Here is a 25,659-nt window from a genome sequence, read left to right on the forward strand (position 1 = left end):
ATGACGCACCACGTTCTCTCCCTGCTCGTCGAGGACAAGCCGGGACTGCTCACCCGTGTCGCCGGGCTGTTCGCCCGCCGCGGCTTCAACATCGAGTCGCTGGCGGTCGGTCCGACCGAGCTGGCCGGGCTCTCGCGCATCACGGTCGCCGTGGACGTCGAGGACCTGCCGCTCGAGCAGGTCACGAAGCAGCTCAACAAGCTCGTCAACGTGATCAAGATCGTCGAGCTCGACACCGACCAGTCGGTCCAGCGCGAGCACCTGCTCGTCAAGGTCCGCGTCGACAACGTCACGCGCTCGCAGGTGCTCGAGGCCGTCACGCTCTTCCGCGCCCGCGTGGTCGACGTCGCGACGGACGCCCTGGTGATCGAGGTCACCGGCGACACCGGCAAGACCAACGCGTTCCTGCGGGTGATCGAGCCCTACGGCATCAAGGAGATCGCGCAGTCGGGCCTGCTCGCCATCGGGCGCGGCTCCAAGTCGATCACCGAGCGCGTCTTCAAGAACTGACCGCGAACTCTCCACTACAGAAAAGGACTCACCACGTGACCGAGCTCATCTACGACGCCGACGCCGACCTCTCCATCATCCAGTCCAAGAAGGTCGCGATCGTCGGCTACGGCTCGCAGGGCCACGCGCACGCGCAGAACCTCCGCGACTCCGGCGTCCAGGTCGTCATCGCGCTGAAGGAGGGGTCGAAGTCGACCGCCAAGGCCGAGGACGACGGCTTCGAGGTCAAGAGCGTCGCCGACGCCGCGGCCTGGGCCGACCTGATCATGATCCTCGCGCCGGACCAGCACCAGCGCGCGATCTACAGCGAGCAGATCGCCTCCGCGCTGACCGAGGGCAAGACCCTCGCCTTCGCGCACGGCTTCAACATCCGCTTCGGCTACATCGAGGCGCCCGCGGGCGTCGACGTCATCCTCATCGCGCCGAAGGCCCCCGGCCACACCGTGCGCCGCGAGTTCGTCGCCGGCCGCGGCATCCCGGACATCATCGCCGTCGAGAACGACGCGACCGGCACCGCCTGGGAGACCGCGAAGTCCTACGCGAAGGCCATCGGCGGCACCCGCGCCGGCGTCATCAAGACCACCTTCACCGAGGAGACCGAGACCGACCTGTTCGGCGAGCAGGCCGTGCTCTGCGGCGGCACCTCGCAGCTCGTCCAGTACGGCTTCGAGACCCTCGTCGAGGCCGGCTACCAGCCCGAGATCGCCTACTTCGAGGTGCTGCACGAGCTCAAGCTCATCGTCGACCTCATGTGGGAGGGCGGCATCGCCAAGCAGCGCTGGAGCGTCTCCGACACCGCCGAGTACGGCGACTACGTCTCCGGCCCGCGCGTCATCGACCCGCGCGTGAAGGAGAACATGAAGGCCGTCCTCGGCGACATCCAGAGCGGCGCCTTCGCGAAGCGCTTCATCGGCGACCAGGACGCGGGCGGACCCGAGTTCCAGGAGCTGCGCGCCAAGGGCGAGAAGCACCCGATCGAGGAGACCGGTCGCGAGCTGCGCAAGCTCTTCGCCTGGAAGCAGACCGACGAGGACTACACCGACGGCAGCGTCGCGCGCTAGTCGCACCGCGTCGACCGGGGGAGCCCCGGTCCGACGAGGGACCCGTCCACCGGGATCCCCTCGCCGGGCCGGGGCTCCTCCGCGTCCGGGGCGCGCCTACCGCTCGAGCTCGCGGACGAGACGGCGGAGACCGCCCTTCGGCGGGACGAGGACGGGGTCCGGCCACCGGGGCGAGAGGTGGTCGCCGAGCGTCACCCGGCGCAGCTTGCGGCCGACGAGGGGGAGGACCCAGTCGGCCGCCCAGCGGCGCTGCTCGCGCAGCCGTGCGCGGAGGCGGAGCGGCTCGGGAGCGTCCCAGGGCCCGGTCGAGATCGTGTGATGCACGCCGAGCGTGTCGAGCACGCGGCCGGCCAGGACGCGGTGCCCGCGCTTGGAGAGGTGCATCCGGTCGGGCGACCAGAGCACGGGGGAGTGGAACTCCCGCATCGCCCAGTAGTCGACGAGGATCGCGCCCCGCTCGCGGGCGATCCGGCGGACGGCGCTGTTGTAGAGGTGGTTGCGGCGCAGGAACATCCGCGGGGCGGGCAGTCCCGGGATGTCGACGCCGGTGAAGAGCACGAGGGAGGCGCCGGTGGTCGCGAGCGCGTCGACGAGCGCCTCGTAGCGGGTGATCAGATCGACGGTGTCGGTGCCGAGGTCGAGGATGTCGTTGCCGCCGGCGTACAGCGTGATCAGGGTGGGGCGGAGCGCGAGGGCGGGCGCGAGCTGGTCCTCGGTGATCTGGGCGAGGCGCTTCGAGCGGACGGCGAGGTTCGCGTACTCCCAGCCCGGCTCGGCCTTCGCCAGGCGCTCGGCGACGCGGTCGGCCCAGCCGCGCACCCCGTTCGGCAGGCGCGGGTGCGGGTCGCCGACCCCCTCCGTGAAGGAGTCGCCGAGGGCGACGAAGCGGCGGCGGCGGTCGTCCATCCGCTCAGCCTCGCCCCCGGGGGAGGACGCGGGGTGTCCGCCGGGTGTCGGGGAGGCGGCGGCGGGCTCCGAGCCTCCTGCGAGGTGCGCGCGGCTAGGGTGTTGCGGTGATCGATGGTGGACCGGGCCGCTCCCCGGAGGACGACGACGCGGCGACCCCGCCGGCGGACCGCGGGCCGGACGCCGGCCCGGAGGACGACGCGGACGACGAGGCCCTGGAGTGGGCGGGCGAGGGCGCGGACCCGACGCTCGCCGCGGGGACGGCGCGCGTGCGCCGGACGCCCCGCACGGTCGCGGGGGCGGGCCCGGCGGACGACGGCTCGGACGACGACGACTCCGAGGACGAGGACCCCGACGACGAGGCCGCGTCCTCGTCCGCTCTGCTGATCGCGGCGGGTATCGCGGCCGGCCTCTACCTCCTGTACGCCATCGCCTGGGCGATCACGGCGACGCGGCAGTCGCCCGTCGCCGCGGTCGGCTTCGCGGGCGATGCGCTCGGCCGCGCCCTCTACTCGCTCGGGCTCTGGCTGGCGGTCCTGGCGCCGCCGGTGTGGTTCGCCGTGGTGCTCCTCGCCACCCGCGACTCCCGGGTGCGCACCCGCGTGCTCTGGCTGGTCGCCGGACTCGTCCTCCTCTCTCCGCTGCCGTTCCTCAAGGGGGCCTGATGACCGACTCGACCCGGGCCACCCTCGGCGGGACCGGCCGGCGCGACCGGCCCGGCCGGCGCCTGGCCGCCTCCGTCCTCGTCGCCGTGGTGTTCGCGCTCTTCTTCGCCTGGGACGTCTGGGAGGCGGTCGGCAACCTGATCGGCCTGCGCAGCGCTGCTGCACTTTTGGGCACCGACCTCAATCCGACCGGGTGGGCAGTGCTGCTGGTGGCCTTGTGCATGCCGGTGCTCTGCTTCACCGTCGCCGTGATGCTCGGGCGGAGGCGGGGGGTATTAGCGAGGACGGGTTTGCTTGCGGCCGCCCTGTGTCTCTCCGCCGTAATAGCCCTCGATGTGCAGCTCATATTCGGCGGCATGAATCTCTTCTCGCTGAGCTGACCGGCGGCGTCACACGGCGCGGGGCGCGCGCACCCCTCCGCTACAGTGACGGGGGGCTGCCGACGCCCCCGCCTCGGTGCCCGCTCCGTCCCCTCTCCGAAGGAAGCGCCTCTCGTGACAAAGCCGGTCGTCCTGATCGCCGAAGAACTCTCGCCCGCCACCGTGGACGCGCTCGGTCCCGACTTCGAGATCCGCTCCGTGGACGGCACCGACCGCCCGGCGCTGCTCGAGGCCCTCGCCACAGCGCACGCGATCCTGGTGCGCTCCGCGACGCAGGTCGACGCGGAGGCGATCGCCGCGGCCCCCTCGCTCCAGGTGATCGCCCGCGCCGGTGTGGGCCTGGACAACGTCGACATCACCGCCGCGACCGCCGCGGGCGTCATGGTCGTGAACGCGCCGACCTCGAACATCATCTCGGCCGCCGAGCTCACCGTCGGCCACATCCTGAGCCTCGCCCGCCACATCCCCGCCGCGCACAGCGCGCTCGCGCAGGGCCTCTGGAAGCGCTCGAAGTACACGGGCGTCGAGCTCTACGAGAAGACCGTCGGCATCATCGGCCTCGGCCGCATCGGCGCGCTGATCACCGCGCGCCTGCAGGCCTTCGGTGTGAACGTCGTCGCCTACGACCCCTACGTGACCAGCGCCCGCGCGCAGCAGCTCGGCGTCACGCTCCTCTCCCTGGAGGAGCTGCTGGCCGAGAGCGACTTCATCACGATCCACATGCCGAGGACCCCCGAGACGACGGGCATGATCTCGGACGATCAGCTGGCGCTGATGAAGCCGTCGGCGTTCATCGTGAACGTGGCCCGCGGCGGCCTCATCGACGAGGACGCGCTGCACCGCGCGCTCGTCGCGAAGACCATCGCCGGCGCCGGACTCGACGTGTTCGTGAAGGAGCCGCCGACCGGATCGCCGCTGCTCGCCCTCGAGAACGTGGTCGTCACTCCGCACCTCGGGGCCTCGACCGACGAGGCGCAGGAGAAGGCCGGCGTCTCGGTCGCCCGCTCGGTGCGCCTCGCGCTCTCGGGCGAGCTCGTGCCGGACGCCGTGAACGTCGCCGGCGGCGTGATCGACGAGTACGTGCGCCCCGGCATCCCGCTGGTCGAGAAGCTCGGCCAGGTCTTCTCGGGCCTCGCGGACTCGCCGGTCACCTCCATCGACGTCGAGGTGCGCGGCGAGCTCGCCGGCTACGACGTGAAGGTCCTCAAGCTGGCGGCTCTCAAGGGCGTGTTCACCAACGTGGTCTCGGAGACGGTGTCCTACGTCAACGCGCCGGTGCTCGCGGAGCAGCGCGGCATCGAGGTGCGCCTGATCACGGAGCCGGTCTCGGACGAGTACCGCAACGTGATCACGCTGCGCGGCGCGCTCTCGGACGGCTCGCAGATCTCGGTCTCGGGCACGCTGACCGGCACCAAGCAGGTCGAGAAGATCGTGGCGATCAACGGCTACGACGTCGAGGTCCCCCTCGCGAAGCACCTCGTCGTCATGAGCTACGTCGACCGCCCCGGGATCGTCGCGGTCTACGGCCGTGAGTTCGGCGACGCCGCGGTCAACATCGCGGGCATGCAGATCGCGCGCACCGAGGCGGGCGGCAAGGCGCTCTCGGTGATCACCATCGACTCTCCCGCCCCCGACGGCCTGCTCGAGAAGGTCCGCGTCGCGATCGACGCCGACCTCATGCAGGAGATCGACATCACCGAGCAGTGAGCACGCGGCGGTTCGCTCAGGTCGACGTCTTCGGCGCCGCGCCGTTCCGGGGCAACCCGGTGGCGGTCGTCGTCGACGGCGACGGCGTGGGCGACGCCGCGATGGCGGAGTTCGCGCGCTGGACGAACCTGTCCGAGACGACCTTCCTCCTCCGCCCGAGCGACCCCGCGGCCGACTACCGGCTGCGGATCTTCACGCCGGGCGGGGAGCTGCCCTTCGCCGGGCACCCGACCCTCGGGAGCGCGCACGCCTGGCTCGCGGCCGGAGGGACGGCCCGCGCGGCGGGGGAGCTCGTGCAGGAGTGCGCCGCGGGTCTCGTCCGACTGCGGGTGACGGAGGAGGGCATCGCCTTCGCCGCCCCGCCCCGCCGGCGGACCGGACCGGTCGACGAGGCGACGATCGAGCGGGTGGCTGCGGCTCTGCGGATCCCGCGCGCGGAGATCCTCGACCACGAGTGGGTCGACAACGGTCCCGGCTGGCTGGCCGTGCGGCTCGCATCGGCGGAGCAGGTCCTCGCGCTGCGGCCGGACCAGGCTCTCCTCGCCGGGCTCCCCGTCGGCGTCGTGGGCGAGCATCCGGCGGGAGGCGAGTGCGCGGTCGAGGTGCGGGCGTTCATCCCCGACGCCGGTGTGTCCGAGGACCCGGTGACGGGGAGCCTCAACGCGGGGATCGCCCAGTGGCTGATCGGCAGCGGCGTGCTGCCCGAGCGCTACACGGCCGCTCAGGGGGCGGCGTTGGGCCGAGCCGGGCGCGTGCGCGTCGAGAGCACGGACGGCGCGATCTGGATCGGCGGCGCGACGGTGACCCTGATCGACGGGGTCGTCGAGCTGTAGCGGGTCCGCCGGGGCGGCGCGGCTCAGCTCCCGAGGAGGCGCTGGACGACCGCGAGGACGTCCTCGGCCTCGCCGCGCGACGGCGAGCCCGTGGGGAGCAGGGCGGAGTTGTAGTAGAGCCCGTCGCTCATCAGGACGATCGCCCGGGCGACGAGCGGGTCGCCCACGGCGTCGGCGACCACCTCGTTCCAGCTGTCGTGGATCCGCGCGAGGCCCCCGCTGGCGCGCTCGTCGTGCCCTTGCGCGATGCGCGACACGGCGAGGATCGTGCGGTCGAAGGCCGAGTCGGCGGCGAAGGAGGTGCGCAGCAGGTAGGCGACCACGCCCTCGGGAGCAGCGAGGCTCTGCGCGGCGTCCGCCTCCCGCCGCGCGTCGAGGCGCTGCAGGAGCCCGTCGACGAGGGCGTCCTTCGAGGGGAAGTGGTAGAGCAGCCCGCCCTTGGAGACTCCGGCCTCGCGGGCGACGGCGTCGAGGGTCGCGGCGCGCTCGCCCTGCTCGATGAGGAGCTGCTCGAACGCGTCGAGGACGCGGTCGCGGGCGGGGGCAGGAGGCACGGCGACCATCCTACGGCGGATCAGTGGCGACTGTACCGGCTGGACGGTATACTCTCTCCGTTCTCCTCTGAAAGGTCGTCCCCGTGTCCGCGCGCACCGCTCCCGTCTCCACCCACGACACCGCCGGCGCCGCCGACCGGGTCGGGCGACGCGCCTGGGTGGCGCTCGCGGTGCTGATGCTCCCGGTGCTGCTGGTCTCGGTCGACAACACGGTGCTGAACTTCGCGCTCCCCTCGATCGCCGAGGATCTGGGGCCCTCCGGCACCGAGCTGCTGTGGATCGTCGACGCCTACCCGCTGGTGCTCGCGGGCCTGCTGGTGGCGATGGGCAGCCTCGGCGACAGGGTCGGGCGGCGGCGCCTCCTGCTGGTCGGCGCGGTCGGCTTCGCCGCCGTCTCGGTCGTGGCCGCGTTCGCTCCCACCGCCGCGGCGCTCATCGGCGCCCGCGCGGCACTGGGCTTCTTCGGCGCGATGCTGATGCCCTCGACGCTCTCGCTCCTGCGCAGCGTCTTCCCCGACCGCGACCAGCGCCGCCTCGCGATCGCGATCTGGGCGACCGGCTTCGCCGTGGGCTCGGGCATCGGCCCGCTGGTCGGCGGCGTGCTGCTCGAGCACTTCCCCTGGGGGTCGGTGTTCCTGCTCGCGGTGCCCGTGCTGCTCCCGCTGGTCGTCCTGGTGCCGATCCTGGTGCCGGAGTCGCGCGACCCGCAGCCCGGCCCGGTCGACGTGGTCAGCATCCTGCTGTCGCTGGCGACCATGGCGCCGGTCGTCTACGCGGTGAAGTCCTTCGCCGAGCACGGGATCGACGCGGTCGGCGTCGCGGCGCTCGTCGTGGGCGTCGTCTCGGGAGTTCTGTTCGTCCGCCGCCAGCAGCGCCGGGCCTCGCCGATGCTCGATCTCTCGCTCTTCCGCCGCGGCTCGTTCAGTGCGGCGATCGTGGTCAACCTCCTCAGCGTCACCGCGCTGGTCGGCGGGCTCTTCTTCCTCTCGCAGCACCTGCAGCTCGTGGTCGGGCTCTCGCCCCTGGAGGCGGGCCTCGTGCTCGTGCCGGGCCTCGCCGTGATGATCCTGGCCGGGCTCGGCGTGGTGCCGATCGCGCGCCGCGTCGCTCCGCGCCTCGTCGTCCCGGCCGGACTGCTGGTCTCGGCCGTCGGGTACATCCTGCTGGCCCTCGGCAGCGGGGCGCCCGGAGGAGCGTCCGCGCTCACCGTCGCCGTCGCCTTCGCGTTCCTCGGCCTGGGCATCGGTGCGGCCGAGACGGTGTCGAACGAGCTGATCCTGGCCAACGCGCCCGCCGACAAGGCCGGTGCGGCCTCCGCCGTCTCCGAGACCGCCTACGAGCTCGGCGCGGTCCTCGGCACCGCGACGCTCGGCACGGTCCTCACCGCCGTGTACCGCGGGGGAGTCGTGCTGCCCGAGGGCCTCGACGCCGCGCAGGCGCAGCGGGCCGGGGAGACCCTCGGTGGCGCCGTCTCGGTCGCCGGCGAGCTGCCCGCCGACTCCGCCGCGAGCCTCGTCGCGTCGGCGAGCGCGGCGTTCGACTCGGGCGTCGGCTGGTCGGCCTGGCTCGGCGTCGTCCTCGTGCTGGCCGCCGCCGCGGTCGGCGCCTGGCGCCTCCGCCGGAGCTGACGCTCCTGGTCTCCTCCCGAGGGAGGCCGCCCGGGACGCGCAGCGACTCCCGGGCGGCCCTCGCCAGCCCGACGGGGGGCGCGTGCCCCGGACCGCGGCGCGGGCGGGCCGCGAGTACGCTGGGGGGACTCCGACCCCGTACGCCTGAGGACCGCCATGCCCCGCACCGTGAAGCTCGCCGTCATCCCCGGAGACGGGATCGGGCCCGAGGTGACCGCCGAGGCCGTCAAGGTCCTCGACGCCGTCACCGCCGACTCCGACCTGGTGCTCGAGACGACCACCTTCTCGCTCGGCGCCGCCCGCTACCTCGAGACCGGCGACGTCCTCACCGACGAGGACCTCGCGGCGATCGCGGGGCACGACGCGATCCTCCTGGGCGCCGTCGGCGGAGCACCGGGCGACCCGCGCCTCCGGGACGCGAACATCGAGCGCGGGCTGCTCCTGCGGCTGCGCTTCGAGCTCGACCACTACGTCAACCTGCGGCCCACCCGTCTCTACGCGGGCGTCCCCTCGCCGCTCGCGGCTCCCGGCGAGGTCGACTTCGTGGTCGTCCGCGAGGGCACGGAGGGGCCCTACGTCGGCACCGGCGGCTCGATCCGGCAGGGCACCCCGCACGAGGTCGCCAACGAGGTGTCGGTCAACACCGCCTACGGCGTCGAGCGCGTCGTCCGCCACGCGTTCGAGCTCGCCCGCACGCGCCGCTCCCGGCTGACGCTCGTCCACAAGACGAACGTCCTCGTCTTCTCCGGCTCGCTCTGGAAGCGGATCGTCGACGAGGTGGGGGCCGCCTTCGAGGACGTGGCCGTCGACTACCTCCACGTGGACGCCGCCACGATCTTCCTCGTGACCGACCCTGCTAGGTTCGACGTCATCGTCACCGACAACCTCTTCGGCGACATCCTGACCGATCTGGCCGGCGCGATCAGCGGCGGCATCGGACTCGCGGCCTCGGGCAACATCAACCCCGACGGCGCGTTCCCCAGCATGTTCGAGCCGGTCCACGGATCCGCGCCCGACATCGCCGGACGGCAGCTCGCCGACCCGACCGCCGCGATCCTCTCGGCGGCGATGCTGCTGGACCACCTCGGCCGGAGCGACGAGGCCGCCCGCGTCACCGCGGCCGTGACCGCCGACATCGAGTCGCGCGACGGCACCCCGCGCTCCACGGCCGCGATCGGCGACTCCGTCGTCGCCCGCCTCCGCTGATCCCCCGCAGAAGGACACCACCACGATGAGCACCGACTCCGCCCCCGCCGACCTCGCCTTCGAGGTGACCGCCGCCCCCGCGCCCCGCTCCGCCGAGGAGCGCGCCCGGATCCTCGCGAACCCCGGCTTCGGCATGCACTTCACCGACCACATGGTCGGCCTCCGCTGGACCCGCACGGACGGCTGGCACAGCGCCCGCGTCGAGCCCTACGGCCCGCTCGCGCTCGACCCCGCCGCCGCCGTCCTGCACTACGCGCAGGAGATCTTCGAGGGGATGAAGGCCTACCGCCACGAGGACGGCTCCGTCTGGACCTTCCGCCCCGAGGCGAACGCGCGCCGCCTGCAGCGCTCGGCCCGCCGCCTCGCGCTGCCGGAGCTCCCGACGGACCTCTTCGTCGAGTCGCTGCGGCAGCTGATCGCGGTCGACGGCGACTGGGTCCCCTCGGAGCCGGAGACCAGCCTCTACCTGCGCCCGTTCATGTTCGCGCAGGAGGCGTTCCTCGGCGTGCGCGCGGCCGAGGACGTCGGCTACTACGTGATCGCCAGCCCAGCCGGCGCCTACTTCTCGGGCGGGGTCGCCCCCGTGTCGATCTGGCTCTCCACCTCCTACGCCCGGGCGGGCAAGGGCGGCACGGGAGCGGCGAAGACGGGTGGCAACTACGCCTCCTCCCTCCTCCCGCAGCAGGAGGCCTACAGCCACGGCTGCGCGCAGGTCCTCTTCCTCGACTCGCAGGAGTCGCAGTGGATCGAGGAGCTCGGCGGCATGAACGTGGTGCTGGTGAAGAAGGACGGCACGCTGGTCACCCCGGAATCGGACTCGATCCTCGAGGGCATCACGCGCGACAGCGTCCTGCAGCTCGCCGAGGACCGCGGCCACCGCGTCGAGCGGCGCCGCGTGAGCATCGACGAGTGGCGCGACGGAGTGGCCTCCGGCGACGTGGTCGAGGTGTTCGCCTGCGGGACCGCCGCCGTGATCACCCCGATCGCCGAGCTCAAGGGCGAGGGCTTCTCCGTCGGCCGCGAGGGCGCGCCCGCCGGGGAGCTCACGATGTCGCTCCGCGAGGAGCTGACCGGCATCCAGTACGGACGCCGCGAGGACACGCACGGATGGATGACGAGGCTGGACGCATGAAGATCGCACGATTCGCCACGCAGCGCGACGGGGACAACGGGGGAGCGATCCACTTCGGGATCGTGGACGAGGACGACCTGGTCGTGCTCGCCGGCGACCCGATGTTCGCCGGGTTCGACACCACGGGGGAGCGCATCCCGATCGCGGAGGCGAAGCTCCTCGCGCCGGTGATCCCGCGCTCCAAGATCGTCGGCATCGGGAAGAACTACGCCGACCACGCGGCCGAGATGGGCGGCGACGCCCCGGCGGAGCCGCTGGTGTTCCTCAAGCCGAACACGTCGGTCATCGGCCCGGACGAGGCGATCGTCCTCCCCGAGGACAGCCAGCAGGTGGAGTTCGAGGGCGAGCTGGCGATCGTGATCGGCGCCGTGGCCCGCAACGTCCGCGCGGAGGACTACGAGGACGTGGTCTTCGGGTACACGATCGCCAACGACGTCACCGCACGCGACCTCCAGCGCTCCGACGGCCAGTGGGCGCGGGCGAAGGGCTACGACACCTTCTGCCCGCTCGGACCGGTCATCGAGACCGAGTTCGTCTGGAACGAGAGCGCGATCGAGACGCGCGTCAACGGGCGCGTGCAGCAGTCGGGCAGCACCGGCGACATGATCCACGGGGTGCCCGAGATCGTGGCCTACGTCTCGCGCATCTTCACGCTGCTCCCCGGGGACGTGATCCTCACCGGGACGCCCGCCGGCGTCGGGCCGATCGCGAACGGGGACACCGTCGCGGTGGACGTCGAGGGCATCGGCACGCTGTTCAACCCGGTGGTCGTCCGGCGCTGAGCCCGGGCCCTCCTCCGCGGAGGGACGAGCGCCTCCGGCCCGCAAGGATCCTCGGATCCGGCGGGCCGAACGCGTCCGAGCGGGACGTCAGTCGGCGCTCGCCGGGTCGCTGCCGACCGCGCCCTCGGTCTCGTCCGGCAGGTCGGCGTCGCCGGAGACGGTGTCCCCTCCGCTGTCGCCGTCGGTCACGGCGTCCGTGACACCGCGGTCGATCGCGGTGCCCCCGGGAGCGGCCCCCGCGGCGGAGGCGTCGGCCGCGTCCTCGCCGGGCAGCACCGTCTGCGCGCCGCCGGTGTTCGGGACGGCGTCGCCGCCGGATCCGGGAAGGTCCTCGTTCACGTTCTGGTCGGCCATGTCGGCTCCTCTCGTCGGGTCTCCAGCCCAGCACGCGACGGGCCCCTCCGCAGGACGTTGACAGCGCGGGGACGAGGCGGCAGAGGCGGGCCGCGAGGCCGGGCGACGCGCCTTCACCGTGCTCCCCGGCGCTGTCAAGCGGACTGCCTCCGGGGCCGTCTGGTCGTAGCGTCGAGCTATGAACTCCTCCCGCACCGACTCCGTCAGCCGCATCGCCCGGGAGGACTTCGGCTGGTCGTCGCTGCTCCCCGGTCAGCGCGAGGCGATCGAGTCGGCGGCCTCCGGGCGCGACACGCTGCTGGTGCTGGCGACGGGCGGCGGCAAGTCCGCGGTCTACCAGATCGCCGGAGCCGAGCGCGGCGGCGTCGTCCTGGTCGTCTCCCCGCTCGTCGCCCTGCAGGCCGACCAGCTCGCCGCGATCGAGGCGGCTCCGGCGGCCCCGCCCGCCGTCGCGATCAACTCCTCCCAGGGCGCCGCGGCCGTCGCCCGCGCCTGGGACCGGATCGACGAGGGCGGCCCGCTCTACGTGCTCCTGGCGCCCGAGCAGCTCGCCAAGCCCGAGAACGTGGCGCGCCTGGCGGCCGCGGGAGTGTCGCTCCTGGTCGTCGACGAGGCGCACTGCGTCTCCTCCTGGGGCCACGACTTCCGCCCCGACTACCTCCGCCTGGCCGATGTGCGCGGCGAGCTCGGCGACCCGCCGGTGCTCGCGATGACCGCCACCGCCTCCGGGCCGGTGCGCGACGAGATCATCGAGCGCCTCCGGATGACCGACCCCGAGATCCAGGTGCACGGCGTCGACCGTCCGGAGATCCGGCTGGTGGTGCACCGCCACGAGAGCGAGAACGAGAAGCGCGCCGCCGTGGTCGAGGAGGCCCGCAGCTGGACGGCTCCGGGCCTGGTCTACGTCGCCACCCGCAAGGAGACGGAGGCCTACGCGGCCGACATCGCGGCGGAGGGGCGCCGGGTCGCGGCGTACCACGCCGGACTCAAGGTGTCCGAGCGCAAGGTCGTGCACGAGCAGTGGCGCGCCGGCGAGCTCGACGTCGTCGTCGCGACCTCGGCCTTCGGGATGGGCATCGACCGGGCCGACGTCCGCTTCGTGCTGCACGCGACGACCACCGAGTCGCTCGACGCGTACTACCAGGAGATCGGCCGCGCGGGCCGCGACGGCGAGCCGGCCACGGGCGCGCTGCACTACCGCGCCGAGGATCTGGGTCTCCGCCGCTTCTTCGCCAAGCGCTCGGTCGACAAGGCCGCGCTGCGCGTGATCTGGGCGGCCGTCTCGGAGCAGCCGGGGCTCGACTCCGCGGCTCTCGCGAAGGAGCTGGGGAAGCCGGCCCGCACGGTCGCCCGGATCGTCAACGATCTCGCGGACGCGGGGCTGGTGGAGACCGGGTCCGGTCTGCGCGCCACGCGCGAGGCCTCGGGCGACGAGGCCGTGCACGCGGTGAAGGAGGCTCTGGCCTCCCGCGAGCGGATCGCGGAGTCGCGCCTGTCGATGATGCGCGCCTACGCGGAGACCAGCCAGTGCCGCCGCCGAGTCCTGCTGGACTACTTCGGCGTGGAGTCGGCCGAGTGGTGCGGCAACTGCGACGGCTGCGAGCGGCACGAGGCGAGCGGCGAGACCGTCGAGGCGCCCGTGGACGCCCCTCTGAGCGTCGACGAGTCGGTGGAGCACCGCGAGTGGGGCGCCGGCACCGTGATGAGCGTGGAGGCCGACCGGGCGACGATCTTCTTCGAGTCCGAGGGCTACAAGGTGCTGTCGTTCCAGGCGCTCGAGTCCGGCGTCCTGCGCGAGCGCGAGCACGCCTCCGCCTGACCCCGGCTCTCCGCGCGGGCCGATCGCTGCTCGCGGGACGCCGCTCCGGTACGACAGGCACGGCGTGCCGTGCACCGGAGCGGCGTCCCGCGGAGGGGGTCAGACCTTCGAGACGGCCGAGCTCACGTCGGTGGGCTTCTCGTAGTCGCCGTCCGGGATCGCACGGAGGGCCTCGAGGACGTCGCCGTCCGCGCCCTCCTTCTCCGCGGTCTCGACGATCGTGTCCTTCGAGGCGGGGTAGTCGATGCCCGAGAGGTACTTCTGGATCTGGATCGGGTTGGGTGCGTCCATCGTGCTGTCCTTTCGTCGCCTTGCTGAGTGTTACGAGTGCTCTTCGGCGAAGAGCCGGTCGAAGGCGTCGACGCGCCGGTCGGTGACCGTCGTGGGCGTCTCGAGGTGCACGGCGCCGCTGGGCACGAGGCCCGCGCCGCCGAAGCGCTCCATGACGCGCCACTGCGCGGCGACGTCCTCACCGCTGTGCTCCGGGGGCAGCTGCTCCCAGAAGTCGAAGCCGCCGACGGCCAGGAGGGCGTCGCGGCAGTAGAGGACGCACGCGCCCAGCCAGGCGACCCGGTACGCGCGCCAGGCGCCCTCCGGGACGTCGAGGCGGGCGGCGACGTGCGTGAGATTGGCCGCGTTGTGCAGCGGCCAGCGCTCGAACTCCGGGGTTCCGCGCCGCACCCGCTCGGGCTCCACGCGCTCCTCCCAGGTCTCGAACGACTCGGTCTCGTGCGGGCGCACGTCCTCGAGGTAGGACAGGCCCTGCACCGCGGAGCCGACGAAGCCGCAGTCGAGGCGCTCGAGGGCCTCGTGCAGCCGAGAGAGCGTGCCCGGCTCGAGCCACACGTCGTCGTCGAGGAAGAGGACGGCCGGGGCGGTGGCGAGGGAGAGGAGGTAGTGCCTCTGCTCCGCGAGCCCGCGCCGGGGCAGGTGCCGGCGCACCACCGGAGCCCGGCCCTGCGCGTCCAGCACGCGCAGCATCGCGAGGATCGTCGGGTCGCTCTCTGCGACCGCGTCGTCGGACTGGTCGCTCACGATCACGCGGAAGGGCGGGTCGTCCTGGGCGGCGAGTCCGGCGAGCGTGGCGGCGAGCTCGGCACGGCGGCCGACCGTCGGCACCAGCACGTCGATCAGCGGCTGCCGGGGAGCCTCGGGGACCCCCCAGCGCCCGGACCACCGGCGGCTGGTCACGGCGCGGCCGATCGGATGCGCTGGACCATCTCGGTCGTGGAGTGCTCCGAGACGTAGCCGACCGTGGTGACGACGCCCCCGTAGGAGCGGACGACGGCCGCCTCCGCGAGCATGTCGGGGTTGTAGTCCCCGCCCTTCACGTAGACGTCGGGCTGCACGCGCTCGAGCAGCGGGATGGGGGTGTCTCCGCCGAAGAGCGTCACGTAGTCGACGCAGCCCAGCTCGGCGATCACGCCCGCGCGGTCGCCCTCCGGGTTGATCGGCCGTCCCTCGCCCTTCAGCCGCCGGACGGAGTCGTCGTCGTTCACCGCGACCACGAGCACGTCGCCGAGCTCGCGGGCCTGGCGGAGATACGCCGTGTGGCCGCGGTGCAGGACGTCGAAGCAGCCGTTGGTGAAGACCACGCGGCGACCGCGGCGCGCCTGCTCCGCGAGGACCTCGACGAGGGCGTCCTCGCCGAGCACGACGGCGCCGGGAGCGGCGAGGGAGGCGAGCAGGTCGACGCCCGAGCAGACGGAGGTGCCGGGGCGCTGCACGACCACGTCGGCGGCGGCCTGCGCCAGATCGACGGCGGTGGCCAGGGAGCGGCCGGCGGCGAGGGCGAGGGTGGCGGTCGCGGCGAAGGTGTCGCCGGCGCCGGACGCCTGCTTCTCCTCCGCGGGCTGAGCGAAGGTGCGGCTGACCGTGCCGTCGGCGTCGAGGGCGGTGGAGCCGTCCCGGTCGAGGGTGACCACGACGTGCCGGGCGCCCGAGCGCGTGCGCAGCTCCTCGGCGGCGTCGCGCACGGCGGCGGCCCGCTCCGTCCCGCGGCCGAGGGAGCCGCCGAGCAGCCGCTCCGCCTCCTTGGCGTTCGGGGTGACGAGGTCCGGCCGGGCGAAGGCCCAGTCGGCGAGCTCGTGCGCGTCGATCACGAGGAGGCCGGGGCGCCCGACGGCGAGCAGGCGCTCGACGGCCTCGCGGAGGATCCCCGAGCCGTAGTCGCAGACCAGGACAGCGTCGGCGCCCGCGGCGGCCTCGGCAGCGGCACCGGCGAGCAGGGCCAGCTCGTCGTCGGCCGGGCGGTGCGGGCCGGAGTCGACGCGCAGCATCACGCTGTCGCCGCCGACCACGCGGGTCTTGATCGTCGTCGCGGCGCCGGTGCGGACGACCCGGGAGGTGTCCAGGCCGGCCCGCTCGAGCGCGCGCACGAGCCGGTCGCCCTCGGAGTCGCGTCCGGCCACGCCGACCGGGCGGACGACGGCGCCCAGCGCGCGCAGGTTGGCGGCGGTGTTGGCGGCCCCGCCCGCGACGTCGACGACGTCCTCGAGCCGCAGGACCGGCGCGGGCGCCTCCCGCGTGACGCGCTCCGCCTCGCCGAGCCACCAGGAGTCGAGGATGAGGTCCCCGATCACGGCGACGACCGGTGGGCGCTCGTGGACGTGCGCCAGGAGGGCGCTCGCCCGCTGGAGCGCCGAGCCCTCGAGGCTCATCGCGCGCCTCCCGGCAGGACGGGCAGGCCGAAGTGCACGACCGTGGTCGTGGTCATCTCGTCGAGCAGCTCCGGGCCGTAGCCGAAGCCGGAGCCGGACGCTCCGCGGGGCTGGGCGCTGCCGCCCGGCGCTCCTCCGAAGACGCCGTTGACCTTGACGGTGCCCACCGGCAGCGTCGCCGCGGCCCGATGGGCGTGCTCCATGTCGGCGGTGAGGATCGAGGCGGCCAGGCCGTAGGGGCTCGCGGTGGCCAGGTCCAGGCCCTCGTCGAAGGAGTCGACGACGCGGATCGGCGCGACGGGCCCGAAGGTCTCCTCCGTCATCACCAGCATCGACTCGGTGCAGTCCGCCAGGACAGTCGCGGGGTAGAAGGTGCCGTCCCCGGGGGTGCCGCCGGTGAGGGCGCGCGCGCCGCTGTCGAGTGCCTCCGTGACGTGCTCGTGGACGGCGTCGCGCATGCGGGCGTCGACGAGGCGGGGGAGCGGGCCCGCGCTCCAGCGATCGGCCTCGGCGACCAGCGCCGCCGTGAACGCCTCGGCGATGTCGCGGTGCACGTAGATCCGCTCGACGGAGGTGCAGATCTGGCCGGCGTTGGCGAAGGCGCCCAGCGCGGCCTGCTCGGCGGCCCAGACCGGGTCGACGTCGCGGTCGACGACGAGCGCGTCGTTGCCGCCGTTCTCGAGGATCACGTGCGCGCCGGTGACGGCGGCGACCCGGGCGAGCGCGCGGCCGGTGGCGGTCGAGCCGACGTGGGCGAGGACGTCGACGCCCTCGGTGCGCGCCAGCTCGTCGCCGACCGCCCCGTCGCCCTCGACCAGGGTCAGCACGCCCTCGGGCAGCGCCTCGGCGAGGATGCTCGTGAAGAGGGCGCCCGTCCCCGGGCTGCGCTCGCTCGGCTTGTGCACGACGACGTCCCCGGAGACGATCGCGGCGCCCAGGAGGCCCGCGGCGACGGCGACCGGGTCGTTCCACGGAGTGAGGGCGAGAACGACACCGCGCGGGTGCGGCAGGGCGAGATCGACGTTGAGGGCACCTCCGCGCAGGCTCCTCCCGCGGTGCAGCGGGCCGAGCTCGGCGTACTGGAGCAGCGTGTCGACACCGGCGCGGACGCCGCCCAGGGCGTCGCCGGCGGGCTTGCCCGTCTCCTGCGTGTTGAGGTCGGCGAGCTCCTGCTCGCGCTCGGCCACGCGGTGGGCGGCGGCACGGAGCAGGGCGCCGCGCTCGGCGGGCGCGGTGGCGGCCCACGCGGGGAACGCGGTCCGCGCGCGGCGGACGGCGTCGGCGGCGGTCGTGGCGGGGGTCGTGATGTCGATGGTCACGGTCACCTCTCGGTCGGGGGCGCCCGCGGAGTGGCGGACGCATCCGTCCGGTACCCGGGTGGTGCGCGCCTAGACACGCCGCCTCGGGAATCCGCCCCCGGATCGGCGACGAGGGCTCGCCGCCGATCCGGTTTCGGATCGGTCCCGGCGGGGAAGTGGAGGAGTGCACCGTCCCCGGAGCGGCGCCCGCGCGCCCTCCGCACCTGAGAGGAACCCGTCGTGGTCGCCATCGCCCCCCTCCGAGAGCCCTTCGCCGGAGTCGAGAGGATCGCCGTCCTGCGCGGCGGCGGACTCGGCGACCTGCTGTTCGCGCTGCCCGCCGTCGACGCCCTCGCGGCCGCCTACCCGGGAGCCGAGATCACCCTGCTCGGGACGCCCGCGCACCGGGTCCTGCTGACGGGCGTCGAGTCGCCGATCGCCGACGTCGAGATCCTGCCGGTGGCGCAGGGCGTCCGCGACGGAGAGGGGGAGGACCCCCGGGTCGTCGAGGACTTCACCGAGCGGATGCGCGCGCGCCGCTTCGACCTGGCCGTGCAGCTGCACGGCGGCGGGCGCTACTCCAACCCGTTCCTCCAGCGCCTCGGCGCGCGCCACACGATCGGGTCGCGCACCGACGACGCCGCGGAGCTCGAGCGCACGATCCCCTACGTCTACTACCAGCACGAGATGCTGCGGGCGCTCGAGATCGTCGGGCTGGCCGGAGCGCCCGCGACCCGCCTCGAGCCGGCGCTCGCCGTGGATCCGGAGCGGCGGGACCGCCTCGCCGCCGCGCTGCCCGCGGGCGGCCCGCTGGTGCTGATCCACCCCGGCGCGACCGATCCCCGCCGGCGCTGGCCCGCCGCCTCCTTCGCCGCCGTGGCGACGGAGCTGCTGGCGGACGGCGCGCGCGTGCTGGTGGTGGGCGACGCCTCGGACGTGCCCGCCGCCGACGAGATCGTCACCGGAGCGCCGGGAGCGGTCTCCTGGGCGGGCGTCGTGGACCTCCCGGACCTCGCTCCGCTGCTCTCGCTCGCCGACCTCGTGCTCGGCAACGACTCCGGACCCCGCCATCTCGCCGCCGCGATCGGCGCTCCGACGGTCGGGGTCTTCTGGGTGGGCAACGCGATCAACGCCGCGGCCCTCGGGCGGCAGCGCCACCGGGTGCAGCTGAGCTGGACCACGCACTGCCCGGTCTGCGGGCGCGACGCCACGCAGGTCGGCTGGACCGCTCCGCGCTGCGAGCACGACGTCACGTTCGTCGGCGACGTGCGCGTCGAGGCGGTGCTCGAGGACGTCCGCGGGGTGCTCGCCTCCACCCGCTGAACCGCGAGACGCCGCCTCGGTACGCGACGCGCCGGGGTGTGCGGACCGAGGTGGCGTCTCGCGGCGGGGGATCCGGGGCGCGCCCGGATCAGCGGATCACGGCCAGGACGGCTCCTCCTCGTGCGTGATGACGAGCTCGCGGACCTCGCAGCCGCGCGGCTGGCCGAGGACGAACATGACGGCGTTCGCCACGTTCTCCGGATCGTTCAGCAGCGCGTCCGGGCCCGGCTTGTACTGCTCGTCGCGGTCGTCGAAGAAGCGCGTCTTCATGCCCGACGGGATCAGCGTGGTCACGCCGATCTCGCCCTTGGTCTCGGCCGCGAGCGCGCGGGTGAAGCCGAGCACGCCGAACTTCGAGGCGCAGTACGCGGTCGCGTCCGAGACGGCCTTGATCGCGAGCGAGGAGGCGACGGTGACGACGCGGCCGTGGGTCTCGGTGAGGAAGGGCAGCGCCGCCCGGACGACGGCCGCGGTTCCGAGGAGGTTGACGGAGATGACCCGCTCCCACTCCTCCGGCTCCACGTCCACGAGGCGGCCGCAGCGGTCGATGCCGGCCGCGGACACGACGGCGTCGAGCCCGCCGTGCTCGCGGGCGATCTCGACGACCGCCTTCTCGGCCTCGCGGGTCTTCGCGACGTCGACCTGGTAGGCGGCGACGCCCTTCTTCACCGACGAGACGTCGCGGTCGAGCACGATCGGGGTGCCGCCGGCGGCGGTGACCGCGGCGGCGACGGCCGCACCGAGCCCGGAGGCTCCTCCGGTGATCAGGACGCGGCCGATGGGGGTGGGAGTGGTGCTCATGGTTTCCTTCCGGGGGTGGTCTGCGGGCCTCGTGGGCCGCGGGTCAGCCGACGCGCGCGAGCGCGGCGGCGAGATGGGTGGTCGAGCGGCCCGGGTGGTACGGCACGGTCAGGACCCGGCCGCCCCACTCCGCCACCGTCGCCGTCTCGGGGAGGGACTCGGCGGAGTAGTCGCCGCCCTTCACCCAGACGTCGGGGCGGATGCGGCGCAGCGCCTCGTCCGGCGTGTCCTCGCCGAAGACCAGCACGGCGTCGACGCACTCGAGCGCGAGCAGCAGGTCGACGCGGTCGTCCTCGGGGATGATCGGCCGCGCCGCGCCCTTGAGGCGCCGGACGGAGTCGTCCGAGTTCAGGCAGACGATCAGGCAGTCGCCGAGAGCGCGTGCTGCGGAGAGGGTGCGGGCGTGGCCGGCGTGGAGCAGGTCGAAGCAGCCGCCCGTCGCGACCACCGTTCCTCCTGCCGCGCGGACGGACTCGGCGACGCGCAGGGCGTCCACCCCGCCGCCGTGGAGGGGTGCGGGGTCGGCGGGAGCGGAGAGGGAGGCGACCCCTCCCGCGAGGAGGTAGGCGCCGGCCGCGGCGACCGCCGCCTGCACCGCCTCCGAGGTGCTCGCGCCCTCGGCTAGGGCGACGGCGGCGGAGGCGGTGAACCGGTCGCCCGCGCCGCACGGGTCGGTGGGCGGCACGGCGACGGCCGGTGCGACGACCGGGACGCCGGCGCCGCGGGAGCGCAGCAGGGCGCCGGAGGATCCCATCGTCACGGTGACCGCACCGCAGCCCCAGCGCTCGAGGAGGGTGGTCGCGGCGGACTCGGCGCGCGTCACTCCGCGGCCGACGGCTCCCGAGAAGGCGGTGGCCTCGGCCAGGTTCGGGGTGGCGAGGGAGGTGGCGGCGACCGGCTGCGAGCCCCGCGGGTGCGGATCCCACACCAGCGGCACGGTGAGCGCATCGAGCGCCGTGCGGAGCGACGGCTCCTCGGTCAGGCGGCGGCCGTAGTCGGCGACGATCACGGCGTCGGCGTCGGCGAGCGCGGCGAGCATGGCGTCGGTGACGCCGGGGACGGGCGGCGTCTCGCAGCCGCGGTCGATCCGCACGACGGCCTGGCCGGAGGCGGCGACGCGGGTCTTCACCGGCGTCGGCGCTCCCGTGGATCCGGCGACCAGGCGGACGCCGGACAGCTCGGCGCGCAGCTCCGCCACGTCCGGATCCGAGTCCTCGGCGAGCGCGGTCACCAGCGTCACCTCGTGCCCGTCGCGGGCGAGCATCCGGGCGACGAGTCCGGCACCGCCGGCGCGGGCACTGCGGGCCGACACGTCGACCACGGGGACGGGGGCGTCCGGGCTCAGCCGCTCGGCGGGTCCGGAGAGGTCGACGTCGAGCATCACGTCGCCGACGACGACGAGGCGCAGGCGGCTCACGAGGCGGCCGCCGTCCGTGCGCGGATCCGGTGCTCGAAGGCCCGGCAGAGCGCGTGCACGAGCACCAGCTGCGCCTCCTGCACATTGGAGCCGTGGCCCTCGAGGGCGATCGCCTCGTCGCAGAGCTCGGTGAGCGGGTTCGGCCCCTCGCCGGTCAGCGCCCACGACCGGGCGCCTGCCGCACGGGCGGCCTCCGCGGCGTGGAGGAGGTTCGCGCTGCGTCCGCTGGTGGAGAGCAGCACCACGACGTCCCCCGCCCGGGCGTGCGCGGTGACCTGGCGCGAGAACACGTGGTCGAAGCCGTAGTCGTTGCCGATCGCGGTCAGGCTCGACGTCTCGGCGTGCAGCGAGATGGCGGAGAAGGGGACGCGGTCGCCGTCGAAGCGGCCGACGAGCTCGGCGGTGAGGTGCTGCGCCTCGGCCGCGGAGCCGCCGTTGCCCGCGGCGAGCAGGCGCGCGCCGGAGTGCAGGCGGTCGGCGAGCTCGACGCCCCAGGCGGCGATCCTGTCGGAGTGGCGCTCCAGCTGCGCGACCGCGTCGAGCGCGCGCGCCACGTGGTCGTCGACGAGGCGCCGGGCGGCGCCGGCCGGGGTGTCCAGAACGGTGTCGATGGTCGCGGTGTCGATGGTCATCGTCGCGGAGCCGCCTTCCGGGTGGTGGGGGATGAGGGTGCGCTCGTGGCGCCGGTGAGGAGCGACTCGTCGCCGAGGCCGGCGAGGGTCGTGACGTAGGCGCGCTCGGTGTCGGCGGCGACGCGGTCCCAGGAGTAGCGGGACTCGACGCGCTCGCGGCCGGCGGCTCCGTAGGCGCGGGCGCGGTCGTGGTCCTCCAGCAGCGAGCCGAGGGCGGCGGCCAGGGCGACCGGGTCGCGCGGGGGCACGTGCACGCCGGTGACGTCCTCGACCACGGTGTCGATCAGGCCGCCCACGGAGGAGGCGACGACCGGCACGCCGCAGGCCATCGCCTCGAGCGGAGTGATGCCGAACGGCTCGTACCAGGGCGCGCAGACCACGACGTCGGCCGAGCGGAGCATCGCGGGCATCTCGGTCTGCGAGAGCTGGCCGACGAAGTCGACGCGGTCGGCGACTCCGAGGCTCTCGGCCACGCCGTGCAGCCGCTGGTACTCGGGGTCCGCCGTCAGCGCGTCGCCGGAGCCGGAGCCCCCGACGACGACGAGCTCGGCGTCGTGGCCGGCCGCGACCAGGTGCGCGAGCGCCTCGATCGCGATGCCCATTCCCTTGCGCGGCACCAGCCGGCCGATGGTCATCAGCCGCGAGCGCTCGCCGCGCGGCGCGACAGGGCCCTCGACGGAGAACCGGTCGATGTCGACTCCGCAGGGCACCACCGAGATGCGCGAGGTCGGCACGCCGAGCCCCTTGAGCTCGAAGGCCTCGTCCGAGCAGGTGGCGACGATGCCGTCGGCCTTCTGGCCCACGCCGGGCTCGAGCCAGGCGCGCTCCTCGGGGCTGGTGTCGAGCGCGCCCTGCTGGCGGCGCTTGACGACGCCCAGCGCGTGGAAGGTGTGGAAGACCGGTACGCGCCGCCCTGTGGCGCGCTCCACCCGCTCGGAGGCGTCGAGCGCGGCGACTCCGGACATCCAGAAGTGGCTGTGCACGAGGTCCGGCCGCTCCTGCAGCCACTCCTCGGCGAGGTCGACGGCGAAGTCGCCCATGAAGGGCAGCAGCTCGTCCTTCGACACCCGGCTCGGCGGGCCTGCGTCGATGTGCACCACCTCGACGCCCGAGGTGAAGGGCACACGCCGGGGGAGGGAGGGGTCGTCGCGGCGGGTGTAGACGACGACGCGGTGGCCGCGGCGGGCGAGAGCGTCGGCGAGGGCCGCCACGTGGACGTTCTGGCCGCCGGCGTCGACGCCGCCGAGGGTCGCCAGCGGGCTCGCGTGCTCCGAGACCATGGCGATCGTGAGCGCGGGCGCGGCGGAGAGGTGCTGCTTCATCGGGTGCTCCCTTCCAGAGCGGGCTCCGGCGACCGGCGTCCGGGGAGGTCGGCGAGGACCTCGTCCCAGTCGTGGTGGAACCGGGCGAGGCCGTAGCGCGCGAGCGCGGCCTCGCGGGCGACGGCGCCGGCGCGGGCGGCGCGGTCCGGGTCCTCGACGAGCGCCCGGGCCGAGGCGACGAGGGAGTCGAGGTCGTTCGAGACCGCTCCGGCCTCGGGCGGGACGGCGCGCCCCGCCTCCGTCACATCGAGCGCGACGACGGGCATCCCGAGGTGCATCGCCTCCAGCAGCGCGAGGCCGAGGGAGGTCCAGCGGAACGGGTGCAGGTAGACCCGGCGTCGAGCCAGCGCGGCGTGCATCTTCTCAGTGCGGACGTCGCCGAGGACAGTGACGTCCTCCAGGCCCGGCAGCTCGGCGAGCCGGTCGGTCTTCATCCCGAAGACGTCCAGCGGAGCGACGGCGCCGAAGCGGGGGAGCAGGTCGGTGCCGGCGACCCGGCCGCGGCGGACGGGCTCGTTGACGACCACGCCGAAGTGCGGCAGCGCGCCGGTGTAGAGGGGGCCCGGGTCGTGGATCCCGTGCTCGATCACCGTGGTCCGGGTCGATCCGGTGTCCCACATCAGGGCGTTGAAGTGGGTGACGTGGACGATCAGCAGGTCGTCGCGGTCGGCGAGCGGGTGGCGGTTGTCCGGCACGTTCCCACGCGGGGTGTTGTGCTCGACGTAGACGGCGGGCACGTCGCGGCCGAGGCGTCGCCCGAGCAGGCGCTCGGCCTCGGCGAGCTCCTCGGGACGCTGGAGGAGGACCGCGTCGACGTCGGCGTCGTGCAGCTCCTCGGGCGCGATCTCGGCGGCGCTCGGCCAGTCGCGGCCGCCGGTGCCCAGGCCCCAGCCGTCGCGGGCCGGAGTCGTGGGGAGCAGGTAGGTGTGGGCGCCGCGGACGAAGGCGTCCGCCCAGCCGCCGTGCACGTGCCAGAGCAGGATCCTCATGCGATGGCCTCTCTCGGGGAAGTCGTGGGTCGGAGTCGGAGGGCGGCGGCGACCGCCTCCTCGGCGCTCACCCCCGCGAGGCACGGATGGCCGGGGACGGGGCACACGCGGGCGCGCGAGCCGGCGCAGCGCGCCTCCTGGTCGCCGAGCAGCGCGATCGGGACGCCGTAGGGCGCCCAGCGCACGGCCGGGACGACCGGCGCGAAGAGGCTGACCACGGGGGTGCCGACCGCGGCGGCGAGGTGCGCGGGGCCGGTGTTGCCGCAGATCACGACCTCGGCGCCGGCCAGCACCTCGGCGGCGCCGGGGAAGTCCGTCGCCCCGCCGAGGTCGATGCCGCGGGAGCCCGCGACCTCGGCCGTGAGGGAGCGCTCGCCCGGGCCGCCGGTGACGACGACGGCGAGGCCCGCGTCCGCCAGCAGCTCGACGGCGCGGGCCGCGTTCGCCGCTGGCCAGGCGCGGGCGGGGACGGCTGCCCCGGGGTGCACGACGGCGTAGGGGCCGATCCCCTCGAGAGCGGCGGGAAGCACGCCTTCGCGGCGCACGCGGAGCCGTCCGTCGTCGCCGGCGGGCAGCGCGAAGCCGGCCGCCGCCGCGATCGCGAGCGCGCGCTCCGGTTCCGGCTGGTCCTCCTCGAGGGTCTCGCCCGGGACGAGGCGCACATCGAGCAGGGCGCCCGCGAAGTCGACCGAGGCGCCCGTGATGCGGGCGACACCGGCGAGGCGGAGCAGCAGGGCCAGCGGCAGCGGCGACTGGTGGAAGGAGGTGAGGATCACGGCCTCGTCCGGCGCGAACTCCTCGACCATCGCGCGCAGCTCGTCGACGAGCTCGTCGTCGACGGGGCGGGAGGCGTCGCCGATCCACGGGCACCACCAGGTGCGGACGGAGGAGGGACCCGGCAGCAGCGCGGCCGCGGGCGCTCCCTGCGGACCGCTCAGCAGCAGCACCTCGGCGTCGGCCGCGATCGCGCGAACGGCGGGTCCGCACAGCAGGACGTCTCCCGCGCTGTCCAGGCGGGCGACGAGCACGCGGCGCCTCACTCGGCGTCCTCGTCGGGCTGCATCGCGAGCAGCAGCTCGACCGCCTCGAGGAGCGTCGCCGCCTGCAGCGGAGCGGCGTCCACCTCCTCGGCGCGGGTGATCGGAGTCGGCACCAGCACTCCACGGGCGCCGGCCGCGGCGGCGGCGCCGACGTCGGCCCCGATGTCGCCGATCACGGCGAGGGACCGTGCCGGCAGTCCCAGCTGCTCGGCGGCGCCGAGCACCATGCCGGGCCGGGGCTTCCGGCAGGAGCAGCCGTCCTCCGGGCCGTGGGGGCAGAGCATCCACACGTCGAAGCCGCCGAAGAGCTCGTCCACGCGCCGGTTCACCGCGTCGGCCTGGCCGCGGTCGATGATCCCGCGTGCGATCCCGGACTGGTTGGTGACCACGCCCACGGCCAGCCCCGCCTCGCGCGCCCGCTCGACCGCGGCGAGGGCGGTGGGCATCGGGGAGACCTGCGCCGGGTCGCCGTTGTAGGGCACGTCGACCACGAGCGTCGCATCGCGGTCGAAGAGGATCCCCCGCAGGCGCGGGGCCCTCGCGCGCTCGTCGGCGCTCCGGGAGGAGGAGTCGTTCACCTTCTCCTCGTACCCCTCGACCGGGGATGTAAACCCCCTTCCGGCGAAGTCGGTCCCTCCGG

At 74.3% G+C, this 25,659-nt stretch carries 26 protein-coding genes; 12 read left to right on the plus strand and 14 right to left on the minus strand.

Annotated features, from left to right (window positions below):
* Nucleotides 1-510 carry an acetolactate synthase small subunit gene (gene ilvN, locus C5C46_RS07505; protein ID WP_104223540.1) on the plus strand — a complete coding sequence of 170 codons (510 nt, stop codon included), beginning with the start codon at nt 1-3 and terminating at the stop codon, nt 508-510.
* A 35-nt stretch (nt 511-545) separates the two neighbouring features.
* Nucleotides 546-1,571, plus strand: a complete 1,026-nt coding sequence (ilvC, locus tag C5C46_RS07510) for a ketol-acid reductoisomerase (protein ID WP_104223539.1) — start codon at nt 546-548, stop codon at nt 1,569-1,571.
* A gap of 96 nt (nt 1,572-1,667) precedes the next feature.
* On the opposite strand, the gene C5C46_RS07515 is transcribed toward ilvC, so the two are convergent.
* Complete coding sequence (locus C5C46_RS07515) at nt 1,668-2,477, minus strand: SGNH/GDSL hydrolase family protein (protein WP_104226248.1); 810 nt, start codon at nt 2,475-2,477, stop codon at nt 1,668-1,670.
* A gap of 107 nt (nt 2,478-2,584) precedes the next feature.
* Between C5C46_RS07515 and C5C46_RS07520 the strand changes: the two genes are divergently transcribed.
* The 4 genes from C5C46_RS07520 to C5C46_RS07535 all read left to right on the plus strand — a co-directional run bounded on the left by C5C46_RS07520 (nt 2,585) and on the right by C5C46_RS07535 (nt 6,062).
* Nucleotides 2,585-3,142 carry a hypothetical protein gene (locus C5C46_RS07520; protein ID WP_104226249.1) on the plus strand — a complete coding sequence of 186 codons (558 nt, stop codon included), beginning with the start codon at nt 2,585-2,587 and terminating at the stop codon, nt 3,140-3,142.
* Complete coding sequence (locus tag C5C46_RS07525; protein WP_104226250.1) at nt 3,142-3,522, plus strand: hypothetical protein; 381 nt, start codon at nt 3,142-3,144, stop codon at nt 3,520-3,522. The genes C5C46_RS07520 and C5C46_RS07525 overlap by 1 nt, the downstream gene beginning before the upstream one ends.
* Nucleotides 3,523-3,636: 114 nt before the next feature.
* Nucleotides 3,637-5,229, plus strand: coding sequence for a phosphoglycerate dehydrogenase (gene serA / locus C5C46_RS07530; protein WP_104223535.1), 1,593 nt, complete (start codon nt 3,637-3,639; stop codon nt 5,227-5,229).
* On the plus strand, nt 5,226-6,062 hold the full coding sequence (locus C5C46_RS07535; RefSeq protein ID WP_104226251.1) for a PhzF family phenazine biosynthesis protein: 837 nt from the start codon (nt 5,226-5,228) through the stop codon (nt 6,060-6,062). Before serA ends, C5C46_RS07535 begins: the two co-directional genes overlap by 4 nt.
* 23 nt (nt 6,063-6,085) lie before the next feature.
* Here C5C46_RS07535 and C5C46_RS07540 read toward each other — a convergent pair whose 3' ends face one another.
* Nucleotides 6,086-6,625 (minus strand): TetR/AcrR family transcriptional regulator, encoded by a 540-nt coding sequence (locus tag C5C46_RS07540; RefSeq protein ID WP_219812272.1) that lies wholly within the window; start codon nt 6,623-6,625, stop codon nt 6,086-6,088.
* Between the two features lie 74 nt (nt 6,626-6,699).
* On the opposite strand from C5C46_RS07540, the gene C5C46_RS07545 reads away from it, so the two are divergent.
* The 4 genes from C5C46_RS07545 (at nt 6,700) to C5C46_RS07560 (ending at nt 11,364) form a co-directional block, all read left to right on the plus strand.
* Nucleotides 6,700-8,244, plus strand: coding sequence for an MFS transporter (locus tag C5C46_RS07545; RefSeq protein ID WP_258059394.1), 1,545 nt, complete (start codon nt 6,700-6,702; stop codon nt 8,242-8,244).
* Between the two features lie 156 nt (nt 8,245-8,400).
* A complete protein-coding gene (locus C5C46_RS07550; protein WP_104223533.1) occupies nt 8,401-9,450 on the plus strand; it encodes a 3-isopropylmalate dehydrogenase in 1,050 nt (349 codons plus the stop codon).
* Nucleotides 9,451-9,475: 25 nt separating this feature from the next.
* Nucleotides 9,476-10,582: a branched-chain amino acid aminotransferase gene (locus C5C46_RS07555; protein WP_104226252.1), complete on the plus strand. Its 1,107-nt coding sequence runs from the start codon at nt 9,476-9,478 to the stop codon at nt 10,580-10,582.
* Nucleotides 10,579-11,364: a fumarylacetoacetate hydrolase family protein gene (locus tag C5C46_RS07560; protein WP_104226253.1), complete on the plus strand. Its 786-nt coding sequence runs from the start codon at nt 10,579-10,581 to the stop codon at nt 11,362-11,364. The genes C5C46_RS07555 and C5C46_RS07560 overlap by 4 nt, the downstream gene beginning before the upstream one ends.
* An 87-nt stretch (nt 11,365-11,451) precedes the next feature.
* Here the strand turns inward: C5C46_RS07560 and C5C46_RS07565 are convergent, their stop codons facing one another.
* Nucleotides 11,452-11,718: a hypothetical protein gene (locus tag C5C46_RS07565; RefSeq protein WP_104226254.1), complete on the minus strand. Its 267-nt coding sequence runs from the start codon at nt 11,716-11,718 to the stop codon at nt 11,452-11,454.
* Between the two features lie 178 nt (nt 11,719-11,896).
* Here C5C46_RS07565 and C5C46_RS07570 point away from each other — a divergent pair, with 178 nt between their 5' ends.
* The gene (locus C5C46_RS07570; protein ID WP_104226255.1) at nt 11,897-13,537 is read left to right on the plus strand and encodes a RecQ family ATP-dependent DNA helicase; all 1,641 of its coding nucleotides are present in this window, start codon (nt 11,897-11,899) and stop codon (nt 13,535-13,537) included.
* 99 nt (nt 13,538-13,636) lie between these two features.
* Here C5C46_RS07570 and C5C46_RS07575 read toward each other — a convergent pair whose 3' ends face one another.
* The 4 genes from C5C46_RS07575 to C5C46_RS07590 are packed head-to-tail and all read right to left on the minus strand — an operon-like array spanning nt 13,637 to nt 17,516.
* Nucleotides 13,637-13,828 (minus strand): DUF2795 domain-containing protein, encoded by a 192-nt coding sequence (locus C5C46_RS07575; RefSeq protein WP_104223528.1) that lies wholly within the window; start codon nt 13,826-13,828, stop codon nt 13,637-13,639.
* Nucleotides 13,829-13,858: 30 nt separating this feature from the next.
* Nucleotides 13,859-14,728 carry a glycosyltransferase family A protein gene (locus C5C46_RS07580; protein WP_219812273.1) on the minus strand — a complete coding sequence of 290 codons (870 nt, stop codon included), beginning with the start codon at nt 14,726-14,728 and terminating at the stop codon, nt 13,859-13,861.
* On the minus strand, nt 14,725-16,197 hold the full coding sequence (rfaE2, locus tag C5C46_RS07585; RefSeq protein ID WP_104226256.1) for a D-glycero-beta-D-manno-heptose 1-phosphate adenylyltransferase: 1,473 nt from the start codon (nt 16,195-16,197) through the stop codon (nt 14,725-14,727). Before rfaE2 ends, C5C46_RS07580 begins: the two co-directional genes overlap by 4 nt.
* Nucleotides 16,194-17,516: an aldehyde dehydrogenase gene (locus C5C46_RS07590; RefSeq protein ID WP_258059395.1), complete on the minus strand. Its 1,323-nt coding sequence runs from the start codon at nt 17,514-17,516 to the stop codon at nt 16,194-16,196. Before C5C46_RS07590 ends, rfaE2 begins: the two co-directional genes overlap by 4 nt.
* A gap of 219 nt (nt 17,517-17,735) precedes the next feature.
* Here C5C46_RS07590 and C5C46_RS07595 point away from each other — a divergent pair, with 219 nt between their 5' ends.
* Entirely contained in the window at nt 17,736-18,818 is a 1,083-nt protein-coding gene (locus C5C46_RS07595; protein WP_104226258.1) for a glycosyltransferase family 9 protein, read from the plus strand.
* Nucleotides 18,819-18,914: 96 nt separating this feature from the next.
* On the opposite strand, the gene C5C46_RS07600 is transcribed toward C5C46_RS07595, so the two are convergent.
* Genes C5C46_RS07600 through C5C46_RS07630 form a run of 7 tightly spaced genes read right to left on the minus strand, consistent with a single transcriptional unit; the run spans nt 18,915 to nt 25,597 of the window.
* On the minus strand, nt 18,915-19,619 hold the full coding sequence (locus C5C46_RS07600) for an SDR family oxidoreductase (RefSeq protein ID WP_104226259.1): 705 nt from the start codon (nt 19,617-19,619) through the stop codon (nt 18,915-18,917).
* Between the two features lie 43 nt (nt 19,620-19,662).
* Nucleotides 19,663-21,027 carry a PfkB family carbohydrate kinase gene (locus C5C46_RS07605; protein ID WP_104226326.1) on the minus strand — a complete coding sequence of 455 codons (1,365 nt, stop codon included), beginning with the start codon at nt 21,025-21,027 and terminating at the stop codon, nt 19,663-19,665.
* Between the two features lie 5 nt (nt 21,028-21,032).
* Nucleotides 21,033-21,668: an SIS domain-containing protein gene (locus tag C5C46_RS07610; protein ID WP_104226260.1), complete on the minus strand. Its 636-nt coding sequence runs from the start codon at nt 21,666-21,668 to the stop codon at nt 21,033-21,035.
* The gene (locus C5C46_RS07615; RefSeq protein ID WP_104226261.1) at nt 21,665-22,990 is read right to left on the minus strand and encodes a glycosyltransferase; all 1,326 of its coding nucleotides are present in this window, start codon (nt 22,988-22,990) and stop codon (nt 21,665-21,667) included. The genes C5C46_RS07610 and C5C46_RS07615 overlap by 4 nt, the downstream gene beginning before the upstream one ends.
* Nucleotides 22,987-23,979 (minus strand): glycosyltransferase, encoded by a 993-nt coding sequence (locus C5C46_RS07620; RefSeq protein WP_104226262.1) that lies wholly within the window; start codon nt 23,977-23,979, stop codon nt 22,987-22,989. Before C5C46_RS07620 ends, C5C46_RS07615 begins: the two co-directional genes overlap by 4 nt.
* Entirely contained in the window at nt 23,976-25,019 is a 1,044-nt protein-coding gene (locus C5C46_RS07625; protein ID WP_104226263.1) for a glycosyltransferase family 9 protein, read from the minus strand. Before C5C46_RS07625 ends, C5C46_RS07620 begins: the two co-directional genes overlap by 4 nt.
* Entirely contained in the window at nt 25,016-25,597 is a 582-nt protein-coding gene (locus C5C46_RS07630; protein WP_104226264.1) for an HAD-IIIA family hydrolase, read from the minus strand. The genes C5C46_RS07625 and C5C46_RS07630 overlap by 4 nt, the downstream gene beginning before the upstream one ends.
* Between the last annotated feature and the right edge of the window lie 62 nt (nt 25,598-25,659).

It is taken from the genome of Rathayibacter sp. AY1E6 (assembly GCF_002931115.1).
In the GTDB taxonomy this organism is placed as follows: domain Bacteria; phylum Actinomycetota; class Actinomycetes; order Actinomycetales; family Microbacteriaceae; genus Rathayibacter.

What these genes read in the sequence shown, in the direction of transcription:
- ilvN (WP_104223540.1), top strand. Translation starts at nt 1, where the DNA reads ATGACGCACCACGTTCTCTCCCTGCTCGTCGAGGACAAGCCGGGACTG.
- C5C46_RS07575 (WP_104223528.1), bottom strand. Translation starts at nt 13,828, where the DNA reads ATGGACGCACCCAACCCGATCCAGATCCAGAAGTACCTCTCGGGCATC.
- C5C46_RS07555 (WP_104226252.1), top strand. Translation starts at nt 9,476, where the DNA reads ATGAGCACCGACTCCGCCCCCGCCGACCTCGCCTTCGAGGTGACCGCC.
- rfaE2 (WP_104226256.1), bottom strand. Translation starts at nt 16,197, where the DNA reads ATGAGCCTCGAGGGCTCGGCGCTCCAGCGGGCGAGCGCCCTCCTGGCG.
- C5C46_RS07600 (WP_104226259.1), bottom strand. Translation starts at nt 19,619, where the DNA reads ATGAGCACCACTCCCACCCCCATCGGCCGCGTCCTGATCACCGGAGGA.
- C5C46_RS07570 (WP_104226255.1), top strand. Translation starts at nt 11,897, where the DNA reads ATGAACTCCTCCCGCACCGACTCCGTCAGCCGCATCGCCCGGGAGGAC.
- C5C46_RS07560 (WP_104226253.1), top strand. Translation starts at nt 10,579, where the DNA reads ATGAAGATCGCACGATTCGCCACGCAGCGCGACGGGGACAACGGGGGA.
- C5C46_RS07540 (WP_219812272.1), bottom strand. Translation starts at nt 6,625, where the DNA reads ATGGTCGCCGTGCCTCCTGCCCCCGCCCGCGACCGCGTCCTCGACGCG.
- C5C46_RS07610 (WP_104226260.1), bottom strand. Translation starts at nt 21,668, where the DNA reads ATGACCATCGACACCGCGACCATCGACACCGTTCTGGACACCCCGGCC.
- C5C46_RS07565 (WP_104226254.1), bottom strand. Translation starts at nt 11,718, where the DNA reads ATGGCCGACCAGAACGTGAACGAGGACCTTCCCGGATCCGGCGGCGAC.
- C5C46_RS07525 (WP_104226250.1), top strand. Translation starts at nt 3,142, where the DNA reads ATGACCGACTCGACCCGGGCCACCCTCGGCGGGACCGGCCGGCGCGAC.
- C5C46_RS07550 (WP_104223533.1), top strand. Translation starts at nt 8,401, where the DNA reads ATGCCCCGCACCGTGAAGCTCGCCGTCATCCCCGGAGACGGGATCGGG.
- C5C46_RS07515 (WP_104226248.1), bottom strand. Translation starts at nt 2,477, where the DNA reads ATGGACGACCGCCGCCGCCGCTTCGTCGCCCTCGGCGACTCCTTCACG.
- C5C46_RS07615 (WP_104226261.1), bottom strand. Translation starts at nt 22,990, where the DNA reads ATGAAGCAGCACCTCTCCGCCGCGCCCGCGCTCACGATCGCCATGGTC.
- C5C46_RS07620 (WP_104226262.1), bottom strand. Translation starts at nt 23,979, where the DNA reads ATGAGGATCCTGCTCTGGCACGTGCACGGCGGCTGGGCGGACGCCTTC.